General features: G+C 64.2%; 23 protein-coding genes. 17 read left to right on the forward strand and 6 right to left on the reverse strand.

Annotated elements, in window-relative coordinates; genetic code table 11:
* Nucleotides 1-54 precede the first annotated feature (54 nt).
* Nucleotides 55-483: a VOC family protein gene (locus IVB01_RS31605; protein ID WP_247279547.1), complete on the forward strand. Its 429-nt coding sequence runs from the start codon at nt 55-57 to the stop codon at nt 481-483.
* A 34-nt stretch (nt 484-517) separates the two neighbouring features.
* Nucleotides 518-1006: a VOC family protein gene (locus IVB01_RS31610; RefSeq protein WP_247279548.1), complete on the forward strand. Its 489-nt coding sequence runs from the start codon at nt 518-520 to the stop codon at nt 1004-1006.
* A gap of 118 nt (nt 1007-1124) precedes the next feature.
* Here IVB01_RS31610 and IVB01_RS31615 read toward each other — a convergent pair whose 3' ends face one another.
* Both IVB01_RS31615 and IVB01_RS31620 read right to left on the reverse strand, forming a co-directional pair.
* Nucleotides 1125-2303, reverse strand: coding sequence for a hypothetical protein (locus IVB01_RS31615; RefSeq protein ID WP_247279549.1), 1179 nt, complete (start codon nt 2301-2303; stop codon nt 1125-1127).
* Between the two features lie 2 nt (nt 2304-2305).
* A complete protein-coding gene (locus tag IVB01_RS31620) occupies nt 2306-3007 on the reverse strand; it encodes a FecR family protein (protein WP_249797227.1) in 702 nt (233 codons plus the stop codon).
* 198 nt (nt 3008-3205) lie between these two features.
* Here IVB01_RS31620 and IVB01_RS31625 point away from each other — a divergent pair, with 198 nt between their 5' ends.
* On the forward strand, nt 3206-4486 hold the full coding sequence (locus tag IVB01_RS31625; protein ID WP_247450094.1) for a phospholipid carrier-dependent glycosyltransferase: 1281 nt from the start codon (nt 3206-3208) through the stop codon (nt 4484-4486).
* 57 nt (nt 4487-4543) lie between these two features.
* On the opposite strand, the gene IVB01_RS31630 is transcribed toward IVB01_RS31625, so the two are convergent.
* Nucleotides 4544-5185: an OmpA family protein gene (locus tag IVB01_RS31630; RefSeq protein ID WP_247279552.1), complete on the reverse strand. Its 642-nt coding sequence runs from the start codon at nt 5183-5185 to the stop codon at nt 4544-4546.
* A 371-nt stretch (nt 5186-5556) separates the two neighbouring features.
* Here IVB01_RS31630 and IVB01_RS31635 point away from each other — a divergent pair, with 371 nt between their 5' ends.
* The 3 genes from IVB01_RS31635 (at nt 5557) to IVB01_RS31645 (ending at nt 7429) form a co-directional block, all read left to right on the forward strand.
* Entirely contained in the window at nt 5557-5793 is a 237-nt protein-coding gene (locus IVB01_RS31635) for a hypothetical protein (RefSeq protein WP_247279553.1), read from the forward strand.
* Between the two features lie 119 nt (nt 5794-5912).
* Nucleotides 5913-6158, forward strand: coding sequence for a hypothetical protein (locus IVB01_RS31640; RefSeq protein WP_247279554.1), 246 nt, complete (start codon nt 5913-5915; stop codon nt 6156-6158).
* Between the two features lie 104 nt (nt 6159-6262).
* A complete protein-coding gene (locus IVB01_RS31645; protein WP_247279555.1) occupies nt 6263-7429 on the forward strand; it encodes a crosslink repair DNA glycosylase YcaQ family protein in 1167 nt (388 codons plus the stop codon).
* Between the two features lie 3 nt (nt 7430-7432).
* Here IVB01_RS31645 and IVB01_RS31650 read toward each other — a convergent pair whose 3' ends face one another.
* Nucleotides 7433-7597, reverse strand: coding sequence for a zinc-binding dehydrogenase (locus IVB01_RS31650; protein WP_247279556.1), 165 nt, complete (start codon nt 7595-7597; stop codon nt 7433-7435).
* A gap of 137 nt (nt 7598-7734) precedes the next feature.
* Nucleotides 7735-8586 (reverse strand): oxidoreductase, encoded by an 852-nt coding sequence (locus IVB01_RS31655; RefSeq protein ID WP_247279557.1) that lies wholly within the window; start codon nt 8584-8586, stop codon nt 7735-7737.
* Between the two features lie 116 nt (nt 8587-8702).
* Here IVB01_RS31655 and IVB01_RS31660 point away from each other — a divergent pair, with 116 nt between their 5' ends.
* The gene (locus tag IVB01_RS31660) at nt 8703-9254 is read left to right on the forward strand and encodes a TetR/AcrR family transcriptional regulator (RefSeq protein WP_247279558.1); all 552 of its coding nucleotides are present in this window, start codon (nt 8703-8705) and stop codon (nt 9252-9254) included.
* Here the strand turns inward: IVB01_RS31660 and IVB01_RS31665 are convergent.
* Nucleotides 9251-9685, reverse strand: coding sequence for a DUF2809 domain-containing protein (locus tag IVB01_RS31665; protein WP_247279675.1), 435 nt, complete (start codon nt 9683-9685; stop codon nt 9251-9253). The two genes, IVB01_RS31660 and IVB01_RS31665, sit on opposite strands and share 4 nt — an antisense overlap.
* A 77-nt stretch (nt 9686-9762) precedes the next feature.
* On the opposite strand from IVB01_RS31665, the gene IVB01_RS31670 reads away from it, so the two are divergent.
* From IVB01_RS31670 to IVB01_RS31715, 10 genes are all read left to right on the forward strand, one after another.
* Nucleotides 9763-11085, forward strand: a complete 1323-nt coding sequence (locus IVB01_RS31670) for an MFS transporter (protein ID WP_247495170.1) — start codon at nt 9763-9765, stop codon at nt 11083-11085.
* Between the two features lie 276 nt (nt 11086-11361).
* Nucleotides 11362-12468 carry an efflux RND transporter periplasmic adaptor subunit gene (locus IVB01_RS31675; protein WP_247279560.1) on the forward strand — a complete coding sequence of 369 codons (1107 nt, stop codon included), beginning with the start codon at nt 11362-11364 and terminating at the stop codon, nt 12466-12468.
* A gap of 179 nt (nt 12469-12647) precedes the next feature.
* Nucleotides 12648-15785 (forward strand): efflux RND transporter permease subunit, encoded by a 3138-nt coding sequence (locus tag IVB01_RS31680; RefSeq protein WP_247279561.1) that lies wholly within the window; start codon nt 12648-12650, stop codon nt 15783-15785.
* 34 nt (nt 15786-15819) lie between these two features.
* Nucleotides 15820-16419 (forward strand): TetR/AcrR family transcriptional regulator, encoded by a 600-nt coding sequence (locus tag IVB01_RS31685; protein ID WP_247279562.1) that lies wholly within the window; start codon nt 15820-15822, stop codon nt 16417-16419.
* A gap of 174 nt (nt 16420-16593) precedes the next feature.
* Nucleotides 16594-17217: a flavin reductase family protein gene (locus tag IVB01_RS31690; RefSeq protein WP_247279563.1), complete on the forward strand. Its 624-nt coding sequence runs from the start codon at nt 16594-16596 to the stop codon at nt 17215-17217.
* A 318-nt stretch (nt 17218-17535) separates the two neighbouring features.
* A complete protein-coding gene (locus IVB01_RS31695) occupies nt 17536-19803 on the forward strand; it encodes an acyl-CoA dehydrogenase (RefSeq protein ID WP_247279564.1) in 2268 nt (755 codons plus the stop codon).
* Nucleotides 19803-21086 carry an acetyl-CoA C-acetyltransferase gene (locus IVB01_RS31700; RefSeq protein WP_247450098.1) on the forward strand — a complete coding sequence of 428 codons (1284 nt, stop codon included), beginning with the start codon at nt 19803-19805 and terminating at the stop codon, nt 21084-21086. The genes IVB01_RS31695 and IVB01_RS31700 overlap by 1 nt, the downstream gene beginning before the upstream one ends.
* 2 nt (nt 21087-21088) lie before the next feature.
* Nucleotides 21089-23185 (forward strand): 3-hydroxyacyl-CoA dehydrogenase NAD-binding domain-containing protein, encoded by a 2097-nt coding sequence (locus tag IVB01_RS31705; RefSeq protein WP_247279566.1) that lies wholly within the window; start codon nt 21089-21091, stop codon nt 23183-23185.
* Nucleotides 23186-23192: 7 nt separating this feature from the next.
* On the forward strand, nt 23193-23603 hold the full coding sequence (locus IVB01_RS31710) for an acyl-CoA thioesterase (protein WP_247279567.1): 411 nt from the start codon (nt 23193-23195) through the stop codon (nt 23601-23603).
* A gap of 221 nt (nt 23604-23824) precedes the next feature.
* Entirely contained in the window at nt 23825-24016 is a 192-nt protein-coding gene (locus IVB01_RS31715; RefSeq protein WP_247279568.1) for a hypothetical protein, read from the forward strand.
* The last annotated feature ends 208 nt before the right edge of the window (nt 24017-24224 follow it).

Consider the following 24224-nt stretch of genomic DNA (forward strand, 5'->3'; position numbering starts at 1 on the left):
CGGATGGCCGCCGGCTGGCCCGTCCTAGGGCGGAACCCTGCCAAGGAGCCTCCGATGCCCAAGATGATCTTCGTCAATCTGCCGGTGACCAACCTCAGGCGCGCCACTGCCTTCTACGAGGCGATCGGCGCGGTCAAGAATCCGCAATTCTGCGATGAGACAGCGAGCTGCATGGTCTTTTCCGAGACCATTTTCGCCATGCTGCTGACCCACGACAAATTCCGTCAGTTCACGCCGAAGCCGATCGCGGATGCCAGGACCTCGAACCAGGTCCTGTTCTGCCTATCCGCGGAGAGCCGCAGCGAGGTCGACGATATCGTCGGCAAGGCTGAGGCTGCGGGCGGGGTGGCCGATCCCGGTCCGAAGGACGAATACAGCTTCATGTACGGCCGCAGTTTCGAGGATCCGGATGGCCATATGTGGGGCGTGAACTGGATGGATCTCGCCGCGGCTCCCTTGCAGCCCGACATGGCGACTGCCTGATCCAAGCCCGCCAAGATCGAACAGGAGCATTCAAATGTCGAAGGTCACGCCCTGCCTGTGGTTCAACGGCGACGCTGAAGAAGCCGCCAATTTCTACGTCTCCCTGCTGCCCGATTCCAAGATCGTGCACGTCCAGCGCAACGTCTCCGATGGCCCCTCCGGCAAGCAGGGTTCGGTGCTCGTCGTCGAGTTCACGCTCGGCGGACAGCGCTTGGTCGCGCTGAATGGCGGAATGAAAATGGAGTACACCCACGCGCTGTCGCTGATGATCGATTGCGATGACCAGGCCCAGGTCGACAGCGTCTGGAGCGCGTTCCTGGCGCATGGGGGCAAGGAAGAGCGGTGCGGCTGGGTCAGGGATCGCTGGGGCGTGGCCTGGCAGGTGGTGCCGAAAGTGATGTTCGAATTCCTGTCGAGCCCCGACAAGGCGGCGGCCGCCCGCGCCATGCAGGCCATGATGAAGATGGTGAAGCTCGATGTCGATGTTCTCCGTCGAGCGTTCGAGGGCAAGTCGGCGGCGTGAGGGCCGGACGGATGCCGTAGGGTGGGCAAAGGCGCATTCGCGCCGTGCCCACCAGCGTTCTCAAGGCGAGAGAAAAGCGGTGGGCGCACTTCGCTTCGCCCACCCTAGAGGCTGTGCCTCAATAACTAATCCGCAGCCCCACGCCGCCGTGGATGGTATTGCCGACCGGTTGCGGGCCCAGCGTGCCGTTGGCGAACAGATCCACGATCCAGCCCTTTTGCACGCGGAAGCCGAGGCGGCCGCCATATTCGAACCAGCCCTGGTTGCCCATGGTCGGAACCACCACGCCGTTGCCGGTCACGGTCGCCACGATGCCGCTGTGGCTCGCAAAGGACTGGACCCAGCCGCCGTTGATGTTGGCCTCAATGTTGCTGCCGTAGAGATGCGTCCACTGGCCGCCGATCTTGACCAGGCTGGTGCGGTCGGTGCCGGTCGCAATCGCGGCGTCGAACGGATTGAAAGCCACTGCGCCGTCGGTGTAGCCCGATACCCGCTGCCAGAGCTGCCAGACCTCGATGGAGGCCGCGACCTCGTCGCGCGGCGACAGGCGCCTCATCCAGCCAGCACGGCCATAGACAGCGTAGTTCGAGGCGTTGGTTGAGCTGGTCACGCTCACAGGCCCGAGGCTGGTGTCGTAGCTGCGTGTGTATCGCGCCTTCTCCCAGGGCGTCAGGATCGTGCCGACGTCGAAGAACGGGCGCGACGAGCCCCAGTCGGTGAAGTCATAACGTAGCGCGAAGGCACCGATCGGTGCGCTCGTGACCTTGTAGCCGCCCTCGTTGTAGTGCGTGTAGGCTATGCCGGCGAGCAGCGACAGATTGTTGGTCAGCTCCTTGCGGCCGTGGATGCCGGCGGAGAACGAGCCGGCCGAGCCGAACGCGCTGATGCAGTCGCTGCAATTGACCTGCTCGTTGACGCCGAGCAGCACCGTGCCGAGCACACGGTTGGTGATCATCTGGTTGAAGCGCTGATTGGCGAGGCCACGAATCGAATTGCCGCTGGAATCCGCGCCGGTCGGTGTCGGGCTCGGAGCCGGATACGGGCTCGGAGCGGGCGCAGGATCGGGGCTCGGCGAGGGCGACGGATAGGGGCTCGGCGAGGGGGAGGGCGATGGTGATGGAGAATATGTGGGCGTTGGGGACGGTGAATAGGTCGGGTAAGGCGTCGGCTCACCGCATTCGGATCCGCACGCCGCCTGGGCTACAGCCGGTCGAATATCGAGCGCGACAAACGCAAGCGCAGCCAAGGTGGCCAGCGCGCCGGCGCGGACGAAGCGCTTGAAGCGGAGTTTCGCCATTGTCACCGCCCGCACAGCACGCCGTCGTCTTGGACGGCAGGTGTGATGGTCGGCCAGGCGGCGGCATATTGGTCGACCGCGCAAAGCCCGGCATTCGCGGCGCAGTTGGCGGCAAACGTCCAGGGCGGGGTGTTGGACTTGGTGATGCCGGCCTTGCCGCCGGTGGAGGTGACGATGGCGGTGTCGCCGGGCTGGGTGAGCTGCACGCACTGGGAGCTCTTCGTGCAGACGCTGGCCGCGCCGTCCTGAAGCACGACGACGGATCGGCCACGCTGCGAGAGGATGTCGAGCGTGGTGCCGCGTACGCCGATGGTTGCGAGCGGGGTCGTGATCTTGTAGGCGGTCTTGTCGGAGTGTCCGGTGACGAAGCGGAATGCGCCGGTGGTCATGCGGATCGCGACGTCGCGATAGCTGTGCTCGTCGTTGAAGACGGTGCGGTCGAGCTTCAGCGTCGCGCTCGGGCCCAGTGACAGATTGGTGCTGTCGGCCATGACGAAGCGCGCCGCGCTGCCGGCGCCGGTGCGCACGGTCTCGTCGCGCAGCATGCTGTCGCCGACATTGATCGGCGTGGTGCTCGCGGCCACGCGCGCCACTTCGTTCTGGATCACGACGGCCTCGCCGACGCGCGTCTGCGCCCGAGCGCCAGGACCAGCGCACAATGCGGCTGACAACAGAGAGAGGAAAAGCCAGAAGCGCAAATTCATTTCGCAACCGATCGATGTGTCCCTGATCGTACCGGATCGCGCGCGCTTAAGATGTGGCGGAATTATCACAAGCGGCGTGGACCTGCGTTATGCTTAGTGACAGTTGCGGCAGAATGCGTTCAATGAAACTGCGATCTCTTTTTTGTCCGCGGTGACGCCAATTTGCCACGCACAACATCTCCACAGCCGACGCTCGAATTGTCCGCGGTTCCAAAGGTGTCGCGGAGCGCAGTGATTGCTGTCGCGATTTTCCTGGTTGCTCATCTGGCGCTGCTGATCGGTCTTTCGACGCCGGAGAAGTTCGTCTTCGACGAAGTGCATTATGTGCCGGCGGCGCGGCAGATGCTGACGCCTGCGATGTCGCAGCCGATGCTCAATCCGATGCACCCGCCGCTGGCGAAGGAGCTGATCGCAGCATCGATCGCAGCCTTCGGCGACAACGCGTTTGGCTGGCGCTATCCGGCGACCTTGTTCGGCGCGCTCGCGGTGGTCGCGATCTATCTGTGCGGCCTTGCGCTGTTCTCCGCGCAGGGGCCGGCGATCGCAGCCGCGCTGATCACTGGCAGCAACCAGATGCTCTACGTGCAGGCGCGCATCGCCATGCTCGACATCTTTGCGCTCGGCTTCGGCCTGCTCGCGACCGCCGCCTTCATGCATGGTTTTCGAAGAGAGCGGCCGCATGCGCTGTTCGCACTCGCGGGCGGCCTGTTCGGCTGTGCTGCGGCCTGCAAATGGAGCGGCCTGTTTCCACTGGCCGTCTGCGTTATGATCGTTGCGGTGATTCGCCTGATGCAGGGCTGGCACACGCAGTTCGCCGACGCCAAGCCGAGCGACTGGTATCGGCCCGATCTCTGGCGCGGCTTTCGGGTACAGCATGCCGCGCTCTGCTTCGCCCTTCTGCCCGCGTTGACGTATCTTGCCGCTTTCGTTCCGCTGTACGGATTGTCGTTGCCGGATTTGGTCGAGGCGCAGCGGCGAATCTTCGCCGACAACACCACAACGGCGATCGCCGGCCACACCTATATGAGCGCATGGCCATCCTGGCCGTTGCTCGCCCGCCCGGTCTGGTTCCTGTTCGACAAGACGGCGGAGGACAACGTCGCCGCGATCGTCTTCCTCGGCAATCCGCTGGTGTTGTGGCCGGCGCTGCTCGCGCTCGCGGTCGTGCTGCGCGATTTCATCGTGGCGCGGCGCTGGGATGCGTTCCTGATCGCGGCGTTCTATTTCGGCCCTTGGCTCGCCTGGGCGCTGCTGCCACGCACGCTGGGCTTCATTTACTACTATCTGCCGGCCGCGACCGCGGCGTCGCTTGCGCTGGTCTATGTTCTGCGCCGGGACGGACTGCCGCGCTGGCTGCTGTGGGCCTATGTCGGCATCGCCGCCGCCGGCTTTGCAGTCCTGCTGCCGATCTCCGCGGCCTTTGTCGGCAGCTCAATGCGAACCTTCGGCCGGTTGATGCTGTTCCAGAGCTGGATATGACATCGCCGCCTGCCGGGTTACAGCAGGCGGCGCGTTTCGTCACGCGTAACTAGGAGATCATTTCGACGCGGTCTTGGTGTCCATGTTCACGACCTGGACGCGGCGGTTGACTGGGTCGGCGCCGTTGGCGGCATCCTTCAGCTTGGTCTCGCCGTAACCGACAGTGACGAGATCAGCGCCGTTCAGGCCGTAGTTCTGCACCAGGTACTTCTTGATGGTGTCGGCGCGCCGCTCGGAGAGCCCTTGATTGTACTCCTCGCCACCGGTCGCGTCGGTGTGGCCTGCGACCACGAAGGTCGAACCCTTGAGCGCCGGATCGGACAGCGCTTTGCCGAGCGCCTGCACCGAGGCCACCGAGGTCTTGGCGATCTCGGCCGAGTTGTAGTCGAACTGGATCTCCAGATCGATCTTCGGTTTGGCGGCCGCGAGCTCGGCGATCTGCTCGCGCTCGCCGGTCGAGAGCGACCGGGTCGAGCGGTTGCGCACGGTGTTGAGGAACGTCGATTCCTTGGCCTGCGCGGTGGTATCGGCCGGTGGCCCAACGGACAGGCCGCGGGTCACCGGCTTCGGCTTCAATGCATCCAGGATCTGGCCCGCGGAGACGTTGTTGTCGCCGGCCAGCGCAAGGTTCGCCGTCATCGACAGGGCCGCCGAGAGAGTAATCGCCTTCAGTCCAAAAAATTTATCGAAACGGGTCATTGTCGTATCCTCGCTGTTACGCCTGATGGCGATTTGATGCTGCGAGCATAGGGAAGGTTCAAAGGCCCTGATGTGATCCTTGTCACATTCGAAATCACGAGCCGGAGGTCACAGTGTTCGTTCCGGCTTGCTCCGAACGAGCTCTCTGGCCGCCCCGGACATCCGCGTTTCGCCGATCGTCGCAAAGGCGTCGCCCCAAGGCCCGCCCACGAACAAGAATTCGTCCATATGCGCGCCTAGCAGGCTTTGTCATCCAACAATTCGTCCGCGAGGGAGGCGAGTTCCGTCCAGTGCCGAGGCCAAGTGACTACCAGCGTGACTACCAGTTCTATCGCAGCGGCCCGCCGGATCGGACAGTGTCCCTGAGCTCAATGCCAATCTATATCGGCGCGGCGATGATCGCGGTGGCGATCCTGCTGTCGACATTGATCACGGGGCTGACCTCCCGCTATGTCGGCCTGGAAGCGCCGACCGACGATAACATGTGGCTGGTCGATCGTCTCACTGGCAGCGTCTATCGCTGCCAGTCGGAGGGGCGCGGCAAGGCGTCCTGCGAGCCGGATACTGCTACAGGCAGCCTCGGGGAGCGCCCAAAAGCCGCACGCTAAGGGGGGCTATCGCTGCGGCGCAGCAACGAAAATGTCTTCTCCCTGAAAACTTGTCGCTGAAGAATGGCTCTTGCGTTGGCCGGCACGACGCCGGTTTTGTTCTACGGAGGAGACACTCGATGAAGATGTTGCTTTCGGCTGTTGTGCTCGCGGTGTTCGCGGCCTCGCCGGCTTCTGCGGCAAAGATGCAACCCTGTACAGGCGAGGCTATCGGCAAATCGATGACCGCAATGGGAACCGTCGATTCGCCCGCCAAACAGGCGATGGCCAAGGAAATGGCTGCGGCCAACACCGAGATGAGCAAAGGCAATATGCGCGGCGCCTGCATGCATTACATGAAGGCGCAGAAGATGGGCGCGAAATAGTTTGAGCAGTTCGCTGACAGATCGCGCTGTCAGCAGATGGCAGCGCGGTTTTCTTTGCCTGTCTTGTTTGCCTCAGCGCGAATCCCGCTACATTGCATCCTGCAATGTCCCGCGCTCCCAAGCCTCTCCCTCTCTCGACGACACAGGCCCGGCAGATCTGGCTGCATGCCCAGCGGCTGGACGAGCGTACCCCGTTCGGCGAAGGCGCGCAGGCCGTCGCGCACGCGGTCGCTCATCTCGGCTATGTGCAGATCGACACCATCAACGTGATCGAGCGCTGCCACCACCACATCCTGTTCAGCCGCATCCCGTCCTACCGCCGCGCTGATCTTCGCCATGCCCAGAGCGTCGACCGAAGTGTGTTCGAATACTGGACGCATGCGCTGTCCTACGTGCCGGCGAGCGACTTCCGCTTCTTCCTGCCGGCGATGCGCGAGCACCGGCGCGAAGGGCACAAATGGTTCGACTCGGTGAAGCCGGCCGACACGCGCAAGGTAATGCGGCTGCTGCGCGCCGGTCCGCTCACGATCCGCGACATCGAGGACGACGTGCTCGTCGAGAAGGAACATTTGTGGCAGAGCCGCAAGCCGTCGAAGCGGGCCTTGCAACTTGCCTTCTATACCGGGGCTGTGACCATCAGCGAGCGCCAGGGCATGCTCAAGACCTATGAGCTGACGACGCGCCATTTTGGCTGGGACAAGCTGCCGAAGCCGGCCTCGCCCAAGGAGATCACGGCCTATCTGCTCGACCGCGCGCTGCGCTCACAGGGTGTGGTCAGTCTGGATTCGGTCTGCCATCTCGATGCGCCGCGCAAGAAGGCGGTGGCGGGGCTGATCGCCTCGCGCGTGCGCCGCGGCGAGCTCGTGCCTGTCGCGATCGACGGCGCGGGCAAGCAGGAGCATTGGGCGGTGCCTGCGGTGCTCGAGTCCACCGGCGCGGCGGCGTCGCCCGATCTCGTCCATATCCTGTCGCCGTTCGATCCGCTGATCATCCAGCGCAAGCGCACCAATCTCATCTTCGGCTACAACCATCTGTTCGAAGCCTATGTGCCGAAGGCCAAGCGCAAGCTCGGCTATTTCGCGCTGCCCGTGCTGGTCGGCCACGAGATCGTCGCCGCGCTTGATCTCAAGACGGACCGGCAGGCCAAGAAGCTCTTGATGCAGAAATGGACCTGGGTTGGCGAGGGCAAGAAGACTGCAGGCCGCAAGGAGCTCAAGCGCAAGATCGAGGACGAGCTCGACCGGTTCGAGCGATTTCAGCTTGCGGAGTGAGCCTCACCTCATCTGGACAATGACTTTCCCCTTGGCCCTGCCCTTCGCAAGATAGCCAAGGGCGTCCTTTGCCCGCGCGAACGGAAATACCTTGTCGATCACCGGCCGAATGTGACCCGCCGTGAGAATGTCCGAGATCTGCGAGAGCTGCCCCCCGTCCGGATGCACAAACAGGAATGAATATTCGACGCCGCGTTTTTCCAGCGCCGCGAATGATCTTGCGGCTCAGCAGGCCGAACACCATGAAGAAGTTCATGCCGCGAGCACGGGCGAATGCAGCGCCGGGAGCGGCGGCGCGCGCGCCGTCAAAAAGCTCGTGGGAGACGAGCGGACCGTGACGGCTGAGCCGCATCAAGCCGGAGGTCCTTTCGAATCCCGGCATCGACCAGGCCGGCGGGCGCAAACCTGCGTAGAAGTCGCAGGCGGTTCGCGAGCTTGCCGGCTGTGTATCGAATTTTCGGATGCGTCGCGTTTGCCGCCTTCAATACGGTGTCGGCGACCACATCCGGCGATTCGGCGGTTGCCATGACCTCGTTCACCCGCCTGCTCACGGCCGCGCGTGCTTCGCGATACTCGTCGAGCTTGACGTCCGGCTCGATGAAGTTCGCGTCGAACGGTGTCTTCGTGTAGGCGGGTTCGATGGTGGAGACCCTGATACCCCGCGTGCGCAGCTCGTGGTCAAGCGATTCCGAATAGCCTTCCACGGCGTGCTTGGTCGCCGCATAGAGCGCTCCATAGGGCATCGGCAGAAAGCCAAGGACGGAGCTGATGTTGATGATGCGGCCGCTGCCCTGACCGCGCATCTGCGGCAGGACGGCGCGCGTCACCCGGATCAGCCCAAAGAAGTTCGTCTCGAAAATCGAGCGGGCCTGCTCGATCGAGCTCTCCTCGGCGCCGGCGGGGGCAACGCCGAATCCGGCGTTGTTCACGAGTAGATCGATGCGACCCTCGCGCCCGATCACCTCGCTGACGGCCGCTGTGACGGATTCGTCGCTGGTCACGTCGAGGGCCAGCATCTCGAAAGGCCGCTTGCCTGCCTGAACTCCGCGTCGGCTGGTGCCGTAAACTCTATAACCGGCTGTTGCGAGCCGCTGCGCGGTGGCTTCGCCGATGCCCGACGAGGCGCCTGTCACGAGAGCAATCTTTACCTTGGCCATGACTTTCTCCTGGTGATCGTCGCTGCGCCCGTCAGATTTTGATGACGATCGTAATGTTTGAATTAGATGACGATCGTAATTATAATTGTCAAGACCTCTGATTCGGGACTTCCGACATGCGCGTTTCCAAGGAGAAGGCGGCCGACAACCGCGAGCGAATTCTAACGGCGGCCTCACGCCTGATCCGGGAGCGCGGGATCTCCGGCGTCAGCGTCGACGCGCTGACCGAAGCCGCCGGCATGACGCATGGCGGCCTTTACAGCCAATTTGGCTCCAAGGAGCGGCTAATCGAAGAGGCGGTCGCCGAAGCGATCGTCTCCAAAGGACGCGAACTCCGTGAAACCACCACGGTCGGCGATTATGTTTCCGAATATCTCTCGGTGGCGCACCGGGATGAACCGGGAAGCGGCTGCCCCTTTGCTGCCCTGTGCTCTGAAATGCACCGCCAGAGCCAAGGCGCGCGAGAGCGATTTACCGCCGGCGTGAGTGGCATGATCGGATGGCTCAGCGCCCGCATGGGAGCGGGGGCCGGCCAACGCAAGCGCGATGGGGACGCGATCGTGACTCTGGCCTCTCTGGTCGGAGCGGTTGTACTCGCCCGCGCCGTGAGCGATTCCAAATTGTCAGACGAGATTCTCCGCGCCACCAGGAAGAGGCTGGCTGGCTAGCCGTTGCCTAGGCTGCGCGTTTCCACAAGCCGATCCAGCCAGACGCCGAACACAATGCCGATCACGTAAGCCACCAAATTCCATAACGAGAAGATGCGCCCGAGCAGCAGCGCGCCCGCGGTGGTCAGGCGGAACGCGTCAAGCCAAGGGGTATGCACCAGGCGGGAGAATTCCACGACGACCGCGATCACGACCGCGATAGCTGCCATCTGCATCCGCGTCAGCCGCGGCAGCAAAAGACCGACCAGCAGAAACACCATCGTCGCCCACAACAGCGAGCCGCCGTACTTCACGGCGAAGGCGGGCAGGCCGAGCGGAAAGCCGTACCAGCGCAGAGACAGCCCGCAGACGATCACCGCAAACGCGAGGCCGGCGCGGATCAGCGATGTCCGCAGCAGCGCAACGCGTTTATCCGGCTGCGCTCCGTGCATTGCTCGCTCCATTGACTCTTTGCCCGCGATGCTCAAAACCGCCTCTTAGCTACAAAAGCAACAACACGGGGGAAGCCATGAGCCAGACCACGACCTATGCCGGTTCCGTCGGCGCAGCCAAGTCGGAAATCGAGACCTCGACTATCCGCACTATCTCATGGCGCCTGATTCCGTTCCTGGTGCTGGCCTACTTCTTCTCCTATCTCGATCGCGTCAATCTCGGTTTCGCCGCGCTGACCATGAATGCGGAGCTGAAGTTCACACCGCTGATCTTCTCCTGGGGCGCCGGCATCTTCTTCATCGGCTACTTCATCTTCGAGGTGCCGAGCAACCTCGCGCTGGAAAAATTCGGTGCCAGCCGCTGGATCGCCCGCATCATGGTGACCTGGGGCATCATCTCTGCGCTGATGGCGGCGGTCAGCGGCGTCACGAGCTTCTACGTCCTGCGCTTCCTGCTCGGCGTCGCCGAGGCCGGCTTCTTCCCGGGCATCATCCTCTATCTCACCTATTGGTATCCGGCCGAATATCGCGCCCGCTTTCTCGCGGCCTTCGCCATCGCCGTTCCGGTCTCGACCGTGATCGGCGCGCCGGTCTCGGGCCTCCTGCTCGGGCTCGACGGCCTGATGGGGCTGAAGGGCTGGCAATGGCTTTTCATCATCGAAGGCATTCCTTCCGTGCTGCTCGGCATCGTCACCTGGTTCTATCTCACCGACAGGCCGGAGAAGGCGAATTGGCTCTCGGCCGAGCAGAAGGCCTGGCTCAAGGCCAAGCTCGATTCTGAGATCGCAATCAAGCAGGCGGTGAAGCATCCATCGCTCGGCCAAGCGTTGTCGTCGCCGAAGGTGATCGCGCTCAGCCTGATCTATTTCGGCTTCGTCGGCGCGCTCTATGGCATGCAGTTCTGGCTGCCGCAGATCGTCAAGGCGTTCGGCCTCACCAACGCGCAGACCGGCTTCGTCACCGCGATTCCCTATCTGTTCGGCACCATCGCGATGGTGCTGTGGGCGCGGCATTCGGATGCGACACGCGAGCGCGTGATGCATGTCGGCGCGCCGCTGCTGCTCACCGCGGTTGCGCTCGGCATCTCCTCTTATCTCACCGATCCAGCCCTCACGATGGTTGTGCTGACGGTGGCGGCCATTGGGGTGTTCTGCTGCTTCGGCGTGTTCTGGACCTTGCCGACCGCCTGGCTGTCCGGCACCGCGGCGCCCGGCGCGATCGCCCTGATCAACTCGGTCGGCAACCTCGCCGGCTTCGGCGGGCCCTATCTGATCGGTTGGGTCAAGGAAGCAACTGGCCAAACCTCAAGCGGCCTGCTCGTGCTCGCCGTCTTGCCGCTGATCGCCGGCCTCCTGGTCTTCGTCGGCGGCCATGACAGCAAGCACGAGTTCGCCGAATAGGAACGGCGAGGGAGCACCTGCAGTGGGCCAAGGCGTGCTCTTCGCACGCGGTGCCCATCTCCCCGCTTGTGACTGTCGAGGTGGCACGCGTCCGCCTTCGCTCTTCGAGCTAGGGCGGACATCTCGCGTTGTCCGCCCTACCATCGCACCTTCCTGACAACGGGGACAATCCTTACCAGCCCTTAACGATCACGGATTCCTGATGACTGACGATTATTGACTTTTGTCAGTGATTAATCGACATTCCTCTCATTCGAGATGCAGGAGTGTCCTTCGATGTTCGTCCGGTCGGTTTTGTCCAGCTATTCCAGGCTGTTGGCGGGTGTGTCGCTGGCCCTGATGGCCGCCGCACTGGCTGGGTGCAATGACACCATCGCCGAAAAGGCCGAGCCGCCGCGGCCGGTTCTGGTCGCAACGGCCCATTATGACGCCGAGACGCCCGAGCGGAGCTTCGTCGGGACCATTCGGCCGCGGATCGAGAGCGATCTCGGTTTTCGCGTCGCCGGCAAGGTCGCAAAGCGCCTGGTCGAGGTCGGCCAGACCGTCGAAATCGGACAGCCGCTGGCGACTCTCGACGAGATCGATCTGAAGCTCCAGGCCGAGCAGGCCGTTGCCGAGTTGACTGCCGCGACCGGCGTGCTGGCCCAGGCCGCCGCTGCCGAGCAGCGCGCCAAGGACCTAAAGGCCAAGGGCTGGACCACCGATGCCCAGCTCGACCAGAGTCGTGCCGCCGCTGACGAGGCCCGTGCGCGCCTGAATCGGGCCGAGCGCTCGGTCGAGCTGACCAAGAATTCCCTTTCCTACGCGACGCTCAACGCCGACGCCCGTGGCGTCGTCACCGCAACGCTGATTGAGCCCGGCCAGGTGGTCGCCGCGGGCCAGGCCTCGATCCGTGTCGCCCGCTTTGCCGAAAAGGAAGCGGTCGTCGCCATCCCTGAGACGCTGGTCGGACGCGCCAAGTCGGGCGCCGCCAGCGTCACTCTTTGGTCCGAGCCGAACAAGAAGTACACGGCCAAGCTGCGCGAGATCGCGCCGGCGGCCGATCCGGCAACCCGCACCTATCTGGCAAAATTCTCGCTGCCCGAAGCCGACGACAAGGTCGCGCTCGGCATGACCGCGACGCTCACGCTGTCGGACGCCGCCACCGAGCGCGTCGCCCGGCTGCCGCTGTCGGCGTTGTTCAACGAAGGCGGCAAGCCGTCCTTCTACGTCGTCGACGACAACGGCGCGATTACGCTGAGGCCGGTGACGGTGAAGTCCTACGAGAGCAACGACGTCGTCATCACCGGTGGTGTCGAAGAGGGCGCCAAGATCGTCGCCCTCGGCGTGCAGAAGCTCGATCCGAGCCAGAGGGTGCGGATCGTCTCGTCGCTGTCCTTCTAACGAACGTTTACGAGTTCCTCATTGCGAGGTGAGTTTCGGCCCGAGCGCAAATGCAAGGGCTGAAGCGGCGAAGCGATCCAGAACCTGCCCAGCCCCCTGGATTGCTTCGCTGCCTCGCGATGAGGCCTTCAATAGAGCGGCTGTCGTTTTTGCAACTGGATCGTCTTTCGGAGAGTGCGATGAAGCGCTTCAACCTTTCGGCCTGGGCCGTCAGCCATCCGACGCTGGTGCTCTTCCTGATGATCGTGCTCGGCGTCGCCGGCTTCTTCTCCTATGAGAAGCTCGGCCGTGCCGAGGATCCGTTCTTCACGGTGAAGGTGGTCAACGTCTCCGTGATGTGGCCGGGAGCGACCGCGCAGGAGATGCAGACCCAGGTCGCCGATCCCATCGAGAAGAAGATCCAGGAGCTGCCCTATTTCGAGAAGGTGCAGACCTATTCCAAGCCCGCCTTCACCGCGCTCCAGGTGACGTTCCGCGACAGCACCCCGCCGAAGGACGTGCCCTATCTCTTCTACCTCCTTCGCAAGAAGCTGGTCGACGTGCAGGGTCAGCTGCCGTCCGGCATCCTCGGGCCCGTCGTCAACGACGAATTCTCCGACGTCGATTCCATCCTCTACATGATGACCGGCGACGGCGCCGACTATGCTCAGCTCAAGAAGGTCTCGGAAGGATTCCGTCAGCGCCTCCTGAAGGTGCCCGGCGTGACCAAGGTCGACGTCTACGGCAATCAGGACGAACGCATCTTCGTCGAGTTCAGCCACGCCAAGCTCGCCACCCTCGGCATCACGCCGCAAGCGCTGTTCGATTCGCTCGCCAAGCAGAACAACGTGACGCCGGCCGGCACAGTCGAGACCTCGTCGCAGCGCGTGCCGCTGCGCGTCACCGGCGCGCTCGACGGCGCCAAGGCCGTGGCCGAGACGCCGGTCGAGAGCAACGGCCGCGTCTTCCGTCTCGGCGATATCGCCACCGTCACCCATGGCTATGTCGATCCGCCGAGCTTCGTGGTCCGCCAGGAAGGCAAGCCCGCGATCGGCATCGGCGTCGTCACCGCCAAGGGCGCCAACATCCTCGATCTCGGCAAGGAGGTCGAGAAGGCGACGAGCGAATTCATGAAGGCCGTGCCGCAGGGCATCGACGTCAGGCTGATTGCCGACCAGCCCAAGGTGGTCGAGCACGCCGTCGGCGAGTTCGTGCACTCCTTCATGGAGGCGCTCGTCATCGTGCTGTTCGTCTCATTTTTGGCACTGGGCTGGCGCACCGGCATCGTGGTCGCGCTGTCTGTGCCGCTGGTGCTCGGCATCGTCTTCATTGTCATGAACACGATGTCGCTCGACCTGCACCGCATCACGCTCGGTGCGCTGATCATCGCGCTCGGTCTGCTCGTCGACGACGCCATCATCGCAGTCGAAATGATGGTGGTGAAGATGGAGCAGGGCTGGGATCGCATGCGCGCGGCGTCCTTTGCCTGGGAATCAACTGCGTTTCCGATGCTCACGGGAACGCTGGTCACGGCCGCTGGCTTCCTCCCCATCGGCTTTGCCAATTCCGCGGTCGGCGAATATGCCGGCAGCATCTTCTGGATCGTGGCGATCGCGCTGGTCGCCTCCTGGTTCGTGGCGGTGATCTTCACGCCCTATATCGGCGCCATGCTGCTGCCGGAGACGAAGGTCCACCACAATCACGATCCGCACGCAGTCTACGAGACCCGCATGTACCGCGGCCTGCGCGCCATCGTGCAATGGTGCGTCAATCATCGCATCACCGTGGTGGTCGCGACCGTCGGAATTTTCGTCGCCTCGATCGTCGGGTTCGGCCATGTCCAGCAGCAATTCTTCCCGCTGTCGGAGCGCCCCGAGCTGTTCCTCCAGCTCCGCCTGCCGGAGGGCACCGCCTTCAACGTCACCGAGAAGGCGGTGAAGAAGGCCGAGACCCTGCTGAAGGACGACAAGGATATCGAGACCTATACCGCCTATGTCGGCCAGGGTTCGCCGCGCTTCTGGCTCGGCCTCAATCCGCAGCTGCCGAACGAGGCCTTCGCCGAGGTTGTCATCGTCGCCAAGGGCGTCGAGGCGCGCGAGCGCATCAAAGCCAAGATCGAAAACGCCGCTGCCGAGGGCTTCCTGTCCGAGGCGCGCGTGCGCGTCGACCGCTTCAATTTCGGTCCGCCGGTCGGTTTCCCGGTCCAGTTCCGTGTGATCGGCCCCGACGCCAACAAGGTGCGCGAGATCGCCTACCAGGTCCGCGACGTCATGCGGCAGAACAAGAGCGTCAAGGACGTCCAGCTCGACTGGAACGAGCAGTCGCCTTACCTCAAGCTCGTCGTCGACCAGGACCGTGCCCGCGCCATGGGCCTGACCCCGCAGGACGTCTCGCAGGCGCTGGCGATGCTGATCTCGGGCGCGCAGGTCACGACCGTGCGCGACGGCATCGAGAAGGTCGGCGTGGTCGCCCGCGCGGCGCCGTCCGAACGCCTCGATCTCGGCGGTGTCGGCGACCTGACGATTACCTCGCGCAACGGCGTTGCCGTGCCGCTGCAGCAGATCGCCAAGATCGAATATGCCCACGAGGAGCCGATCTTGTGGCGGCGCAACCGCGACATGGCGATCACCGTGCGCTCCGACGTGGTCGACGGCGTGCAGGCGCCCGACGTCACCAACCAGATCACGCCGAAGCTGAAGGCGATCAAGGACCACCTCGAGCCGGCCTACCGGATCGAGCCGGGCGGCGCCTTCGAGGAATCCGCCAAGGGCAACGCCTCGATCTTCATTCTCTTCCCGCTGATGGTGATGGTGATGCTGACGCTCTTGATGTTCCAGCTTCAGAGCTTCTCGCGCCTGATCCTGGTGTTCCTGACGGCGCCACTCGGCATCGTCGGCGCCTCTCTCGGGCTCAATGTCGCCAATGCCCCGTTCGGCTTCGTGGCGCTGCTCGGCCTGATCGCGCTTGCCGGCATGATCATGCGCAACACCGTCATCCTCGTCGACCAGATCGAGACCGACGTCTCGCACGGCCTGACCCGGCGCGAGGCGATTGTCGAGGCCACCGTCCGCCGCGCCCGACCGGTGGTGCTGACGGCGCTCGCCGCGATTCTCGCCATGATCCCGCTGTCGCGCTCGGCCTTCTGGGGCCCGATGGCGATCACCATCATGGGCGGCTTGTTCGTCGCGACCTTCCTCACGCTCTTGTACCTGCCGGGCCTCTATGCGCTTTGGTTCAGAAAGAGCCTAGATGAGGCTGGTACTCCCGAGCAGCCTGCCGCGCCGCAGCATGGGAGCGATGAGCCACGCGCAATTCCGCTTGCTGAAGCGGCTGAATAAGTGAGATGAAGTGCTGACTGACGAGTCCTGACAGATGACACTGATTACGGAACATATCGAAAGCGACACCCGGGATCGTATCCTCGAGGTGGCCGAGCGGCTGTTCCGCCAGATCGGTTACCAGAAGACCACGGTCGGAGACATCGCCAAAGAACTGCGGATGAGCCCCGCCAATGTCTATCGCTTCTTCGAATCGAAGAAGGCGATCCATCAGGCGGTGGCCCGCTCGCTGATGGGCGAGGTTGAGCTGGAGGCGCAGCGGATCGTGGCGCGGCCCGGTCCGGTGCTGGAGCGCTTCCGCGAGCTGCTCACCACCATCCATCGCATGAACACCGAGCGCTATGTCGGCGACAATAAGCTGCATGAGATGGTCGAAATCGCCATGCAGGAGGACTGGGACGTCTGCGTCACCCACATGGAATGTATCGCCGGAATGATCGGCCAGATGATCGGGCAGGGCGTCGCCGCCGGCGAGTTCGAGGCACCGGACCTGCAATTGGCCGCGCTCTGCTCCTGCACCGCAATGATGCGCTTCTTCCATCCCCAGATGATCGCCCAGTGCGCCACCAAGCCGGGCCCGACCATCGACCAGATGATCGATTTCGTCATCGCGGGATTGTCGCCGCGGCACTGACGGGGCGGTGGCTTTCCTCCTATAAGCAGCTTCGCGCCACCCTAACGGAGGGATGACGGCAAGGACGGACCAACACACTCCGTCATTGCGAGCGTAGCGAAGCAATCCAGGCTGTCTCCGCAGAGGGATTCTGCATTGCTTCGTTCCGCTCGCAAGACGGGAAGGAAACAGAGCGTGACCGCCAAAGACCCCTACTTCTACGAGCCCTCCAAGGGCCACGGCCTCAAGCACGATCCCTTCAACGCTATTATCGCGCCGCGGCCGATCGGCTGGATCTCCTCGCGCGACGCCAGGGGCCACGTCAACCTCGCACCCTACAGCTTCTTCAATGCGTTCTGTTATGTGCCGCCGATCATCGGCTTCTCCTCCACCAATTGGAAGGACACGGTCGAGAACATCCAGCAGACCGGCGAATTCGTCTGGAATCTCGCCACGATGGATCTGGCGAAGCACATGAACGCAACCGCCGCGCATGTCGCGCCCGAGGTCGACGAGTTCGAGGTCGCGGGTCTGACCGCCGTGCCCGGCAAGCTTGTCAACGTGCCGCGCGTCGGCGAGAGCCCGGTCGCCTTCGAATGCAAGGTGTCCGACATCGTTCGTCTCAAGGGCGCCAACGGCAAGGAGGCTGACGCCTGGCTGACGCTCGGCGAGGTCGTCGCCGTCCACATCGACAAGGCCATGATCAAGGACGGCGTCTACCAGACCGCCGCCGCCCGCCCTATCGTCCGCGCGGGGCGCCGCGGCGACTATTTCGAGATCAAGCCGGAAAACATGTTCGAGATGGTCCGGCCGGATTAAGCCGGGCTGCTGCTTCCACAGGTCATTCCGCGGCGTCGCCAGACGCGACCTATGATGCGCAATTGTGCATCAGAGATCCATTGGTCCACCAACGCTGCCGCACGCTCGATTCCGGGCTCGACGCTTGCACGTCGCCCGGGAATGACTGTGGCGAGGCGTTCGGCCCCATTTCCCGATCCCGGAACCGGCACCGCGGCCCGGCCGTTATGGCCCCTGGGCGGCCGCCCGGCCGCGTCAATTTCGCAGGCGAAGTGTTCGCCTCGGCCAGCCAGTTTCCGCTAAAATGCCCGATAACCGCGCCGATGCATGAGGTCAGCCATGAGCTTCCGCCGCGACACTCTGACAAAGCCGATCTTCACTCTCGCGCGCGGCGTGCTGCCGGCGATTTCCGATACCGAGCGCGAGGCGCTGGAGGCCGGTGACGTCTGGTGGGACGCCGATCTCTTCACCGGCAATCCCGATTGGTCGAAGCTGCTGAAGGTCCCGCAGGCAACGCTGACCGCGGAGGAACAGGCTTTCCTCAACGGCCCCGTCGACGAGCTCTGCGCCATGCTCGACGAGTGGAAGATCTTCTGGGAATGGCGCGACCTGCCGCAGGACGTCTGGCACTTCGTCAAGCGCGAAAAGTTCTTCGGCATGATCATTCCGAAGGAATTCGGTGGGCTCGGCTTTTCGCCGTATGCGCATTCCGAAGTCGTGCGAAAAATCTCGACCCGTTCGATCGCGGCCGCCGTCACGGTGATGGTGCCGAACTCGCTCGGCCCCGGCGAGCTCTTGATGCGCTTCGGCACCAAGGAGCAGCAGCAGCGCTGGCTGCCGCGCCTCGCCGATGGTCGCGACATTCCCTGCTTCGGCCTCACCAGCCCGGAGGCCGGCTCCGATGCCGCCTCGATGGTCGACACCGGCATCATCTGCAAGGGGGAGTTCGAGGACCGCGAGGTGATCGGCCTTCGTCTCAACTGGCACAAGCGCTACATCACGCTCGGCCCCGTCGCGACGTTGCTCGGTCTCGCCTTCAAGGCCTATGATCTCGATCACCTCGTCGGCGATCAGGAAGAGCTCGGAATCACGGTGGCGCTGATCCCGACTAATCTGCCCGGCGTCGAGATCGGTCACCGCCATCTGCCGTCGATGCAAGTGTTCCAGAATGGCCCGAACCGGGGCCGCGACGTCTTCATCCCGCTCGACTACGTCATCGGCGGCGAAGCTCGGCTGGGGCAGGGCTGGAAGATGCTGATGACCGCGCTCGCCGCCGGGCGCGGCATCTCGCTGCCGTCGCTGTCGGCCGCCGGCGCCGCCTTTGCGGCGCGCACCACCGGTGCCTATGCTCGCATCCGCGAGCAGTTCGGCATCTCCATCTCCAAGTTCGAGGGCGTCGAGGAGCCGCTCGCGCGCATCGTCGCGACCGCCTATCAGCTCGATGCGGCGCGGCGGCTGACCTGCGCGGCGCTCAATGCCGGCATTCATCCTGCCGTCATCTCCGGCATCATGAAGCTGCATGCGACCGAACGCATGCGCACTGCGATCGACGACGCCATGGACATCCACGGCGGCAAGGCCGTGATCGATGGTCCGCAGAACTATCTCGGCAATCTGCATCGCGCCGTGCCGGTCGGCATCACGGTCGAGGGCGCCAACATTCTCACGCGCAATCTCATCGTGTTCGGGCAGGGCGCCATCCGCGCCCATCCCTATCTGCTCGGCGAGATGAATGCGCTCGCCGACACCGACCGCGAGCGCGGCCTCGCCGCGTTCGACAAGGCTTTCTGGAAGCACGTCGGCCACAGCTTCCGCACACTGCTTCGCGCCTTTGGCCGAAGCTGGACGTTCGGCGCCTTCGCACCGGCGCCTGATGCGGGCGATGCCACGCCATTCTATCGCCAGCTCTCGCGCTACTCTGCCGCCTTCGCGCTCTGCGCCGATCTGGCGCTGCTGACGCTCGGCGGCGCGCTCAAGCGCAAGGAGATGCTGTCGGCGCGGTTCGGCGACATTCTGTCCGAGCTGTATCTGCTCTCGGCCGCGCTGAAGCGCTGGCAGGACGAGGGCCGTCAGAAGGAGGATTTCGCCGCGCTGGAATGGTGCATGGCGACGGGCTTCCGAACCATCGAGAACCGGCTCGCGGAAATTCTGGCCAATCTGCCGAACCGCTTCGTCGCAGCCTTCCTCAAGCTCGTGGTCCAGCCGTTCGGCGCACGCGTGCTCGGCCCGTCGGACCGCGTCGTCCATCAATGCGCAAGCCTCGTCCTGGAGCCGTCGGCGGCGCGCGAGCGTCTCACGCCCGATCTCGCCCATGTCGACGACGACGGCGGCTTTGCCCGGCTTGAGCGCGCGTTCAAGCTCGCTGCAGAAACCGATGCGATCGCTAGGCGCGTGCGCGCCGCGCAGGTCCGCGACTGGAAGGACGCGGTCGCCAAGGGTGTGATCACGCAAGCCGAGGGCGAGCAGCTCGCCGCGGCCCGCGAAGCCGTCAACGAAGTGATCGAGGTCGATGACTTTGCGCCTGAGGCGCTGTCACCGATTTACAAGAAATCCGGCGACGTGCATCAGTTCTTCCAGGAACTCGGTGAACAGAGGGCGGCGAGCTGATGGCACGACCGGTTTTCATCATCGACGGCAGTCGGACGCCGTTTCTGAAGGCGCGCTCGGGCCCCGGCCCGTTCACGCCGGTGGATCTCGCTGTGCAATGCGGCCGACCGCTGCTGGCGCGCCAGCCGTTCGCCCCGACTGACTTCGACCAGGTCATCCTCGGCTGCGTCAACGTGATCGCGGACGAGATGAACCCCGCCCGTGTCGCCGCGCTGCGGCTCGGCATGGGCGAGGACATGGTTGCCTTCACGGTACAGATCAATTGCGGCTCCGGGATGCAGTCGATCGACACTGCCTATCGCTACATCCGCGAAGGCCATGCCGACATGATCCTGGCCGGTGGAACCGAGGCGCTGAGCCACGCGCCGCTGGTCTGGCCGAATTCCGGCGTGCGCTGGTTCGCCGGGCTCGCCACCGCCAAGGGCGTTGCCGCGAAGCTCGCCGCAGCCTTCAAGCTGCGCCCAAGCTATCTCAAGCCGGTCATCGGCCTCGAGCGCGGACTGACCGATCCCGTCACCGATTTGAACATGGGCCAGACCGCCGAGGTCGTCGGTCATCTCTTTGGCATCACGCGCGCGCAGTCTGATGCCTACGCGGCCGAGAGCCATCGCCGCCTTGCGCATGCGCAGGCCGAAGGTTTTCTGAAGGGCGAGGTTGAGACCGCGTTCTCCCGGGATGGCAAGTTCTTCGACCATGACGACGGCGTACGCCCGGACTCGACGGCCGAGACGCTTGCAAAGCTCCGGCCGGTGTTCGAGCGCCCCTGGGGACAGGTGACCGCCGGCAATTCCTCGCAGATCACCGATGGCGCCTCCTGGGTGATCCTGGCCTCCGACGCCGCGGTCGCCAAGCATAAGCTCACCCCTAAAGCTGTCATCGTCGACAGCAATTGGGCCGCGCTCGATCCTAGCATCATGGGGCTCGGCCCGGTGATCTCGGCGACGCCGCTGCTCCAGCGCAACGGCCTCAGCATCAACGACGTCGAGACCTGGGAATTGAACGAGGCTTTCGCCACGCAGGTGCTCGGCTGTCTCGCCGCCTGGAACGACGATAAATTCTGTCGCGAGATTTTGGGCCTCGACGGCGCAGCCGGCGAGATCGCCCGCGAAAGACTAAACGTCGACGGTGGCGCGATCTCGCTCGGTCATCCCGTCGGCACCTCCGGCAACCGGATCGTGCTGCATCTCGTCAACGCCATGAAGCGGCTTGGCACGCGGCGCGGCGTTGCCACCGAATGCATCGGCGGCGGGCTCGGCGGCGCCATGCTGATCGAGGCGCTGTGACCATGGATTCCAAGATCATGACCGCGCTTGGCGACCGCGTGCTGGAGCTCGGGCCCAAGCCTGGGACAGACAGTCCCTACAAGCACTTCAAGCTGACGCGCGATGCCGATGGTGTCGCCTGGCTGCTGTTCGACCGCGCCGAGGCGAGCGCCAACACGCTGTCCTCGGATGTGATGGAGGAGTTCGATGCCGTGCTTGCGGCGATCGAGACCGAGCGTCCCGCCGGCCTCGTGATCCGCTCGGCAAAGCCGTCCGGCTTCATTGCCGGCGCCGACGTCAACGAATTTCGCGGCGCGTCCGATCCTGAGATGGTGGAGACACGCATCCGGTCCGCGCATGCCGTAATCGATCACCTGGAAGCCTTGAGGTTGCCGACGGTGGCGGTCATCCACGGCTTCTGCCTCGGCGGCGGGCTCGAGGTCGCGCTCGCCTGTCAGGCGCGCATCGCCATCGAGGGGGCGCGCTTCGGCTTCCCGGAGGTGATGCTCGGCCTTCATCCAGGCCTCGGCGGCACCGCGCGCTTCACCGCGCTGGTCAATCCGATCCAGTCGATGGCCCTGATGCTGACCGGCCGCACCATCGATGCGCGCCGCGCCAGATCGCTCGGCCTCGTCGACACCGTCACGCAGGAGCGCCACGTCCACAATGCCGTGAAGGATGCGCTGTTCGGACGTCTGAAGCGGGCGCGGCCGGGCTTGCTGGTTCGCGCGGCGAATGTCGGCCTCGTGCGCGGGCTGCTCGCCAGACGCATGCGCTCGCAGGCGGCGAAGGCGGCATCTCGTGAGCATTATCCGGCGCCCTACGCGCTGATCGATCTCTGGGAGACCCACGGCGGCAGCAAGGCCTCGATGCTGAAAGCCGAACAGGGCTCGTTCGCCAAGCTGATGGTGACGCCGACCGCGCAGAACCTGATCCGGGTCTTCTTCCTGCGCGAGCAGATGAAGAAGGCGGCGGGCAGCGGCAATGCCGTCAAGCATGTGCATGTCATCGGCGCCGGCGCCATGGGCGGTGACATCGCGGCCTGGTGCGCGGGCCAGGGGATGCGCGTCTCGCTGGCCGACATGAAGCCGGAGCCGATCGCCGGCGCGGCGAAGCGCGCGGCCGAACTCTACGGCAAGATCATTCGCAAGCCGACCGACGTGCGCGACGCACTCGATCGCCTCATTCCCGACATGGACGGAGAAGGCGTACGCAACGCCGATCTCATCATCGAGGCCGTGCCGGAGAAGCTCGAGCTGAAGCAGAAGGTCTATGCCGGCCTCGAGCCGCGGATGAAGCCCGGCGCGATCCTTGCGACCAACACGTCGAGCATTCCGCTACAGGACTTGCGAACAACGCTGGCGCGGCCGGATCGGCTGGTCGGCCTGCATTTCTTCAATCCGGTGTCGCGGCTGCAACTGGTCGAGGTCGTCAGCCATGACGGCAACGACCCGCAAGTGCTGAAAGAGGCGCTCGCCTTCGTCGGCGCGATTGACCGCCTGCCGCTGCCCGTGAAGAGCTCGCCCGGCTTCCTCGTCAATCGCGCGCTGACGCCGTACATGCTGGAAGCCATGGTGATGCTGGACGAGAAGATCGACCAACGCCTGATCGACGCCGCGGCCGAGCAGTTCGGCATGCCGATGGGACCGATCGAGCTGGCCGACCAGGTCGGGCTCGACATCTGTCTCGATGTCGGCGACATGCTGCGCACCAAGTTCGGCGATCTGCTGCCGCCGACGCCGGCCTGGCTGCGCGAGAAGGTCGCCAAGGGTGAGCTCGGCCGCAAGACCGGCAAGGGCTTTTATGTCTGGAAGGAGGGCGAGGCGGAGAAGGCACAGCTTCCCGAGACCGGTCCGCGCGTCACCGACCAGATGATCGACCGCCTGGTGCTGCCGATGTCCAACGTCTGCGTCGCCGCGCTGCGCGAAGGCGTCGTCGACGACGCCGACGCGGTCGACGGCGCCCTCATCTTCGGCACCGGCTATGCACCGTTCCGTGGCGGTCCGTTGAACTATGCGCGCACGCGCGGCGTGGAAAATGTCGTATCCAGCTTGCGCGCACTGGCCGAGCGATTCGGCGAGCGCTTTGCGCCCGATCCGGGGTGGAACAGTTTCAAGTGAGAGAGATATGAGTGAACACGCCGCCACCGGACCGCGCGGGGATCTCTGTATTCGTACTCTGGCGATGCCCGCCGACACCAACGCGAATGGCGACATCTTCGGCGGCTGGCTGCTCAGCCAGATGGATGTGGGCGGCGGCGTGTTCGCCTCGAAAGTCGCGAAGTCGCGCACGGTGACCGTCGCGATCGAAGCGATGAATTTTCGCAAAGCGGTCTATGTCGGTGATCTCGTATCCGTCTACGCCAATCTCGTACGGGTGGGTCGTACCTCGCTCACCGTGCATCTGGAAGCCTGGGCGCTGCGGCGCGGTGAGGAGCATCCGTTCCTCGTCACCGATGGCAACTTTACCTACGTCTCGATCGACGAGCACGGCCGCCCGCAGGCGGTTCGCGCGACCGACACGACGATCGCGACGTAATCGCGCGACTCTCTGGCTCATCTCACGAAGACGTGGCAAGCACCGCAAACGCGGCGCGACTAAGTCATCGCGTCGCGTCTTCGCCAAGAACCAGTCATAAAACGGATGAGGTCCTAGCGTACTCAATTGCGTGTCGATTCGGGGTGGAAACGGCCTCAAATGCCCGCGGAACCTTTGGGCAGGAATGCCGTTATTTGCCCGCACTGAGGAATCCACGGGCCATGCCGGACAGCTACATCATCGAAGTCAATTCGCAGACCGCAGGTATCGTCGTTCGTTCTCAGGGAGGCTACTGTTTCTTCGCCTCATCCGACCGCTTCAACCGCCTCGAAGGTCAACTCTTCCGCAATGCCCGCGAAGCCGAGCGCGCCGCGCGCAAGCTTGTGAACGGCGAGGTGAAGGAGGCGGCGTAAGCGCCTGGCGCTGGTAATTTTGACGCGCGAAGCGTGGTCGGAAATTTTTACCGCCCACACCGCTGCTCCTCCTTTCTCCTTGCGGGAGAAGGTGGTGCGAAGCGCCGGATCAGGATCGGCTCCGCAAACGCAGAAGTGGGAGGTTCGTTTCGTGGATGGAGACCGCTCACCCGTCTCGCCGCTCCGCCGCGAACCACCCTCGCCCGCA

Origin of the sequence: Bradyrhizobium sp. 164 (genome assembly GCF_023073715.1) — a bacterium.
Taxonomy (GTDB): domain Bacteria; phylum Pseudomonadota; class Alphaproteobacteria; order Rhizobiales; family Xanthobacteraceae; genus Bradyrhizobium.

Coding starts and splice junctions, on each gene's coding strand:
- IVB01_RS31710 (WP_247279567.1), top strand. CDS start 23,193: ATGAGTGAACACGCCGCCACCGGACCGCGCGGGGATCTCTGTATTCGT.
- IVB01_RS31715 (WP_247279568.1), top strand. CDS start 23,825: ATGCCGGACAGCTACATCATCGAAGTCAATTCGCAGACCGCAGGTATC.
- IVB01_RS31630 (WP_247279552.1), bottom strand. CDS start 5,185: ATGACCCGTTTCGATAAATTTTTTGGACTGAAGGCGATTACTCTCTCG.
- IVB01_RS31665 (WP_247279675.1), bottom strand. CDS start 9,685: ATGCACGGAGCGCAGCCGGATAAACGCGTTGCGCTGCTGCGGACATCG.
- IVB01_RS31705 (WP_247279566.1), top strand. CDS start 21,089: ATGGATTCCAAGATCATGACCGCGCTTGGCGACCGCGTGCTGGAGCTC.
- IVB01_RS31660 (WP_247279558.1), top strand. CDS start 8,703: ATGCGCGTTTCCAAGGAGAAGGCGGCCGACAACCGCGAGCGAATTCTA.
- IVB01_RS31670 (WP_247495170.1), top strand. CDS start 9,763: ATGAGCCAGACCACGACCTATGCCGGTTCCGTCGGCGCAGCCAAGTCG.
- IVB01_RS31620 (WP_249797227.1), bottom strand. CDS start 3,007: ATGAATTTGCGCTTCTGGCTTTTCCTCTCTCTGTTGTCAGCCGCATTG.
- IVB01_RS31635 (WP_247279553.1), top strand. CDS start 5,557: ATGCCAATCTATATCGGCGCGGCGATGATCGCGGTGGCGATCCTGCTG.
- IVB01_RS31605 (WP_247279547.1), top strand. CDS start 55: ATGCCCAAGATGATCTTCGTCAATCTGCCGGTGACCAACCTCAGGCGC.
- IVB01_RS31700 (WP_247450098.1), top strand. CDS start 19,803: ATGGCACGACCGGTTTTCATCATCGACGGCAGTCGGACGCCGTTTCTG.
- IVB01_RS31680 (WP_247279561.1), top strand. CDS start 12,648: ATGAAGCGCTTCAACCTTTCGGCCTGGGCCGTCAGCCATCCGACGCTG.
- IVB01_RS31615 (WP_247279549.1), bottom strand. CDS start 2,303: ATGGCGAAACTCCGCTTCAAGCGCTTCGTCCGCGCCGGCGCGCTGGCC.
- IVB01_RS31645 (WP_247279555.1), top strand. CDS start 6,263: ATGTCCCGCGCTCCCAAGCCTCTCCCTCTCTCGACGACACAGGCCCGG.
- IVB01_RS31685 (WP_247279562.1), top strand. CDS start 15,820: ATGACACTGATTACGGAACATATCGAAAGCGACACCCGGGATCGTATC.
- IVB01_RS31675 (WP_247279560.1), top strand. CDS start 11,362: ATGTTCGTCCGGTCGGTTTTGTCCAGCTATTCCAGGCTGTTGGCGGGT.
- IVB01_RS31695 (WP_247279564.1), top strand. CDS start 17,536: ATGAGCTTCCGCCGCGACACTCTGACAAAGCCGATCTTCACTCTCGCG.
- IVB01_RS31610 (WP_247279548.1), top strand. CDS start 518: ATGTCGAAGGTCACGCCCTGCCTGTGGTTCAACGGCGACGCTGAAGAA.
- IVB01_RS31640 (WP_247279554.1), top strand. CDS start 5,913: ATGAAGATGTTGCTTTCGGCTGTTGTGCTCGCGGTGTTCGCGGCCTCG.
- IVB01_RS31655 (WP_247279557.1), bottom strand. CDS start 8,586: ATGGCCAAGGTAAAGATTGCTCTCGTGACAGGCGCCTCGTCGGGCATC.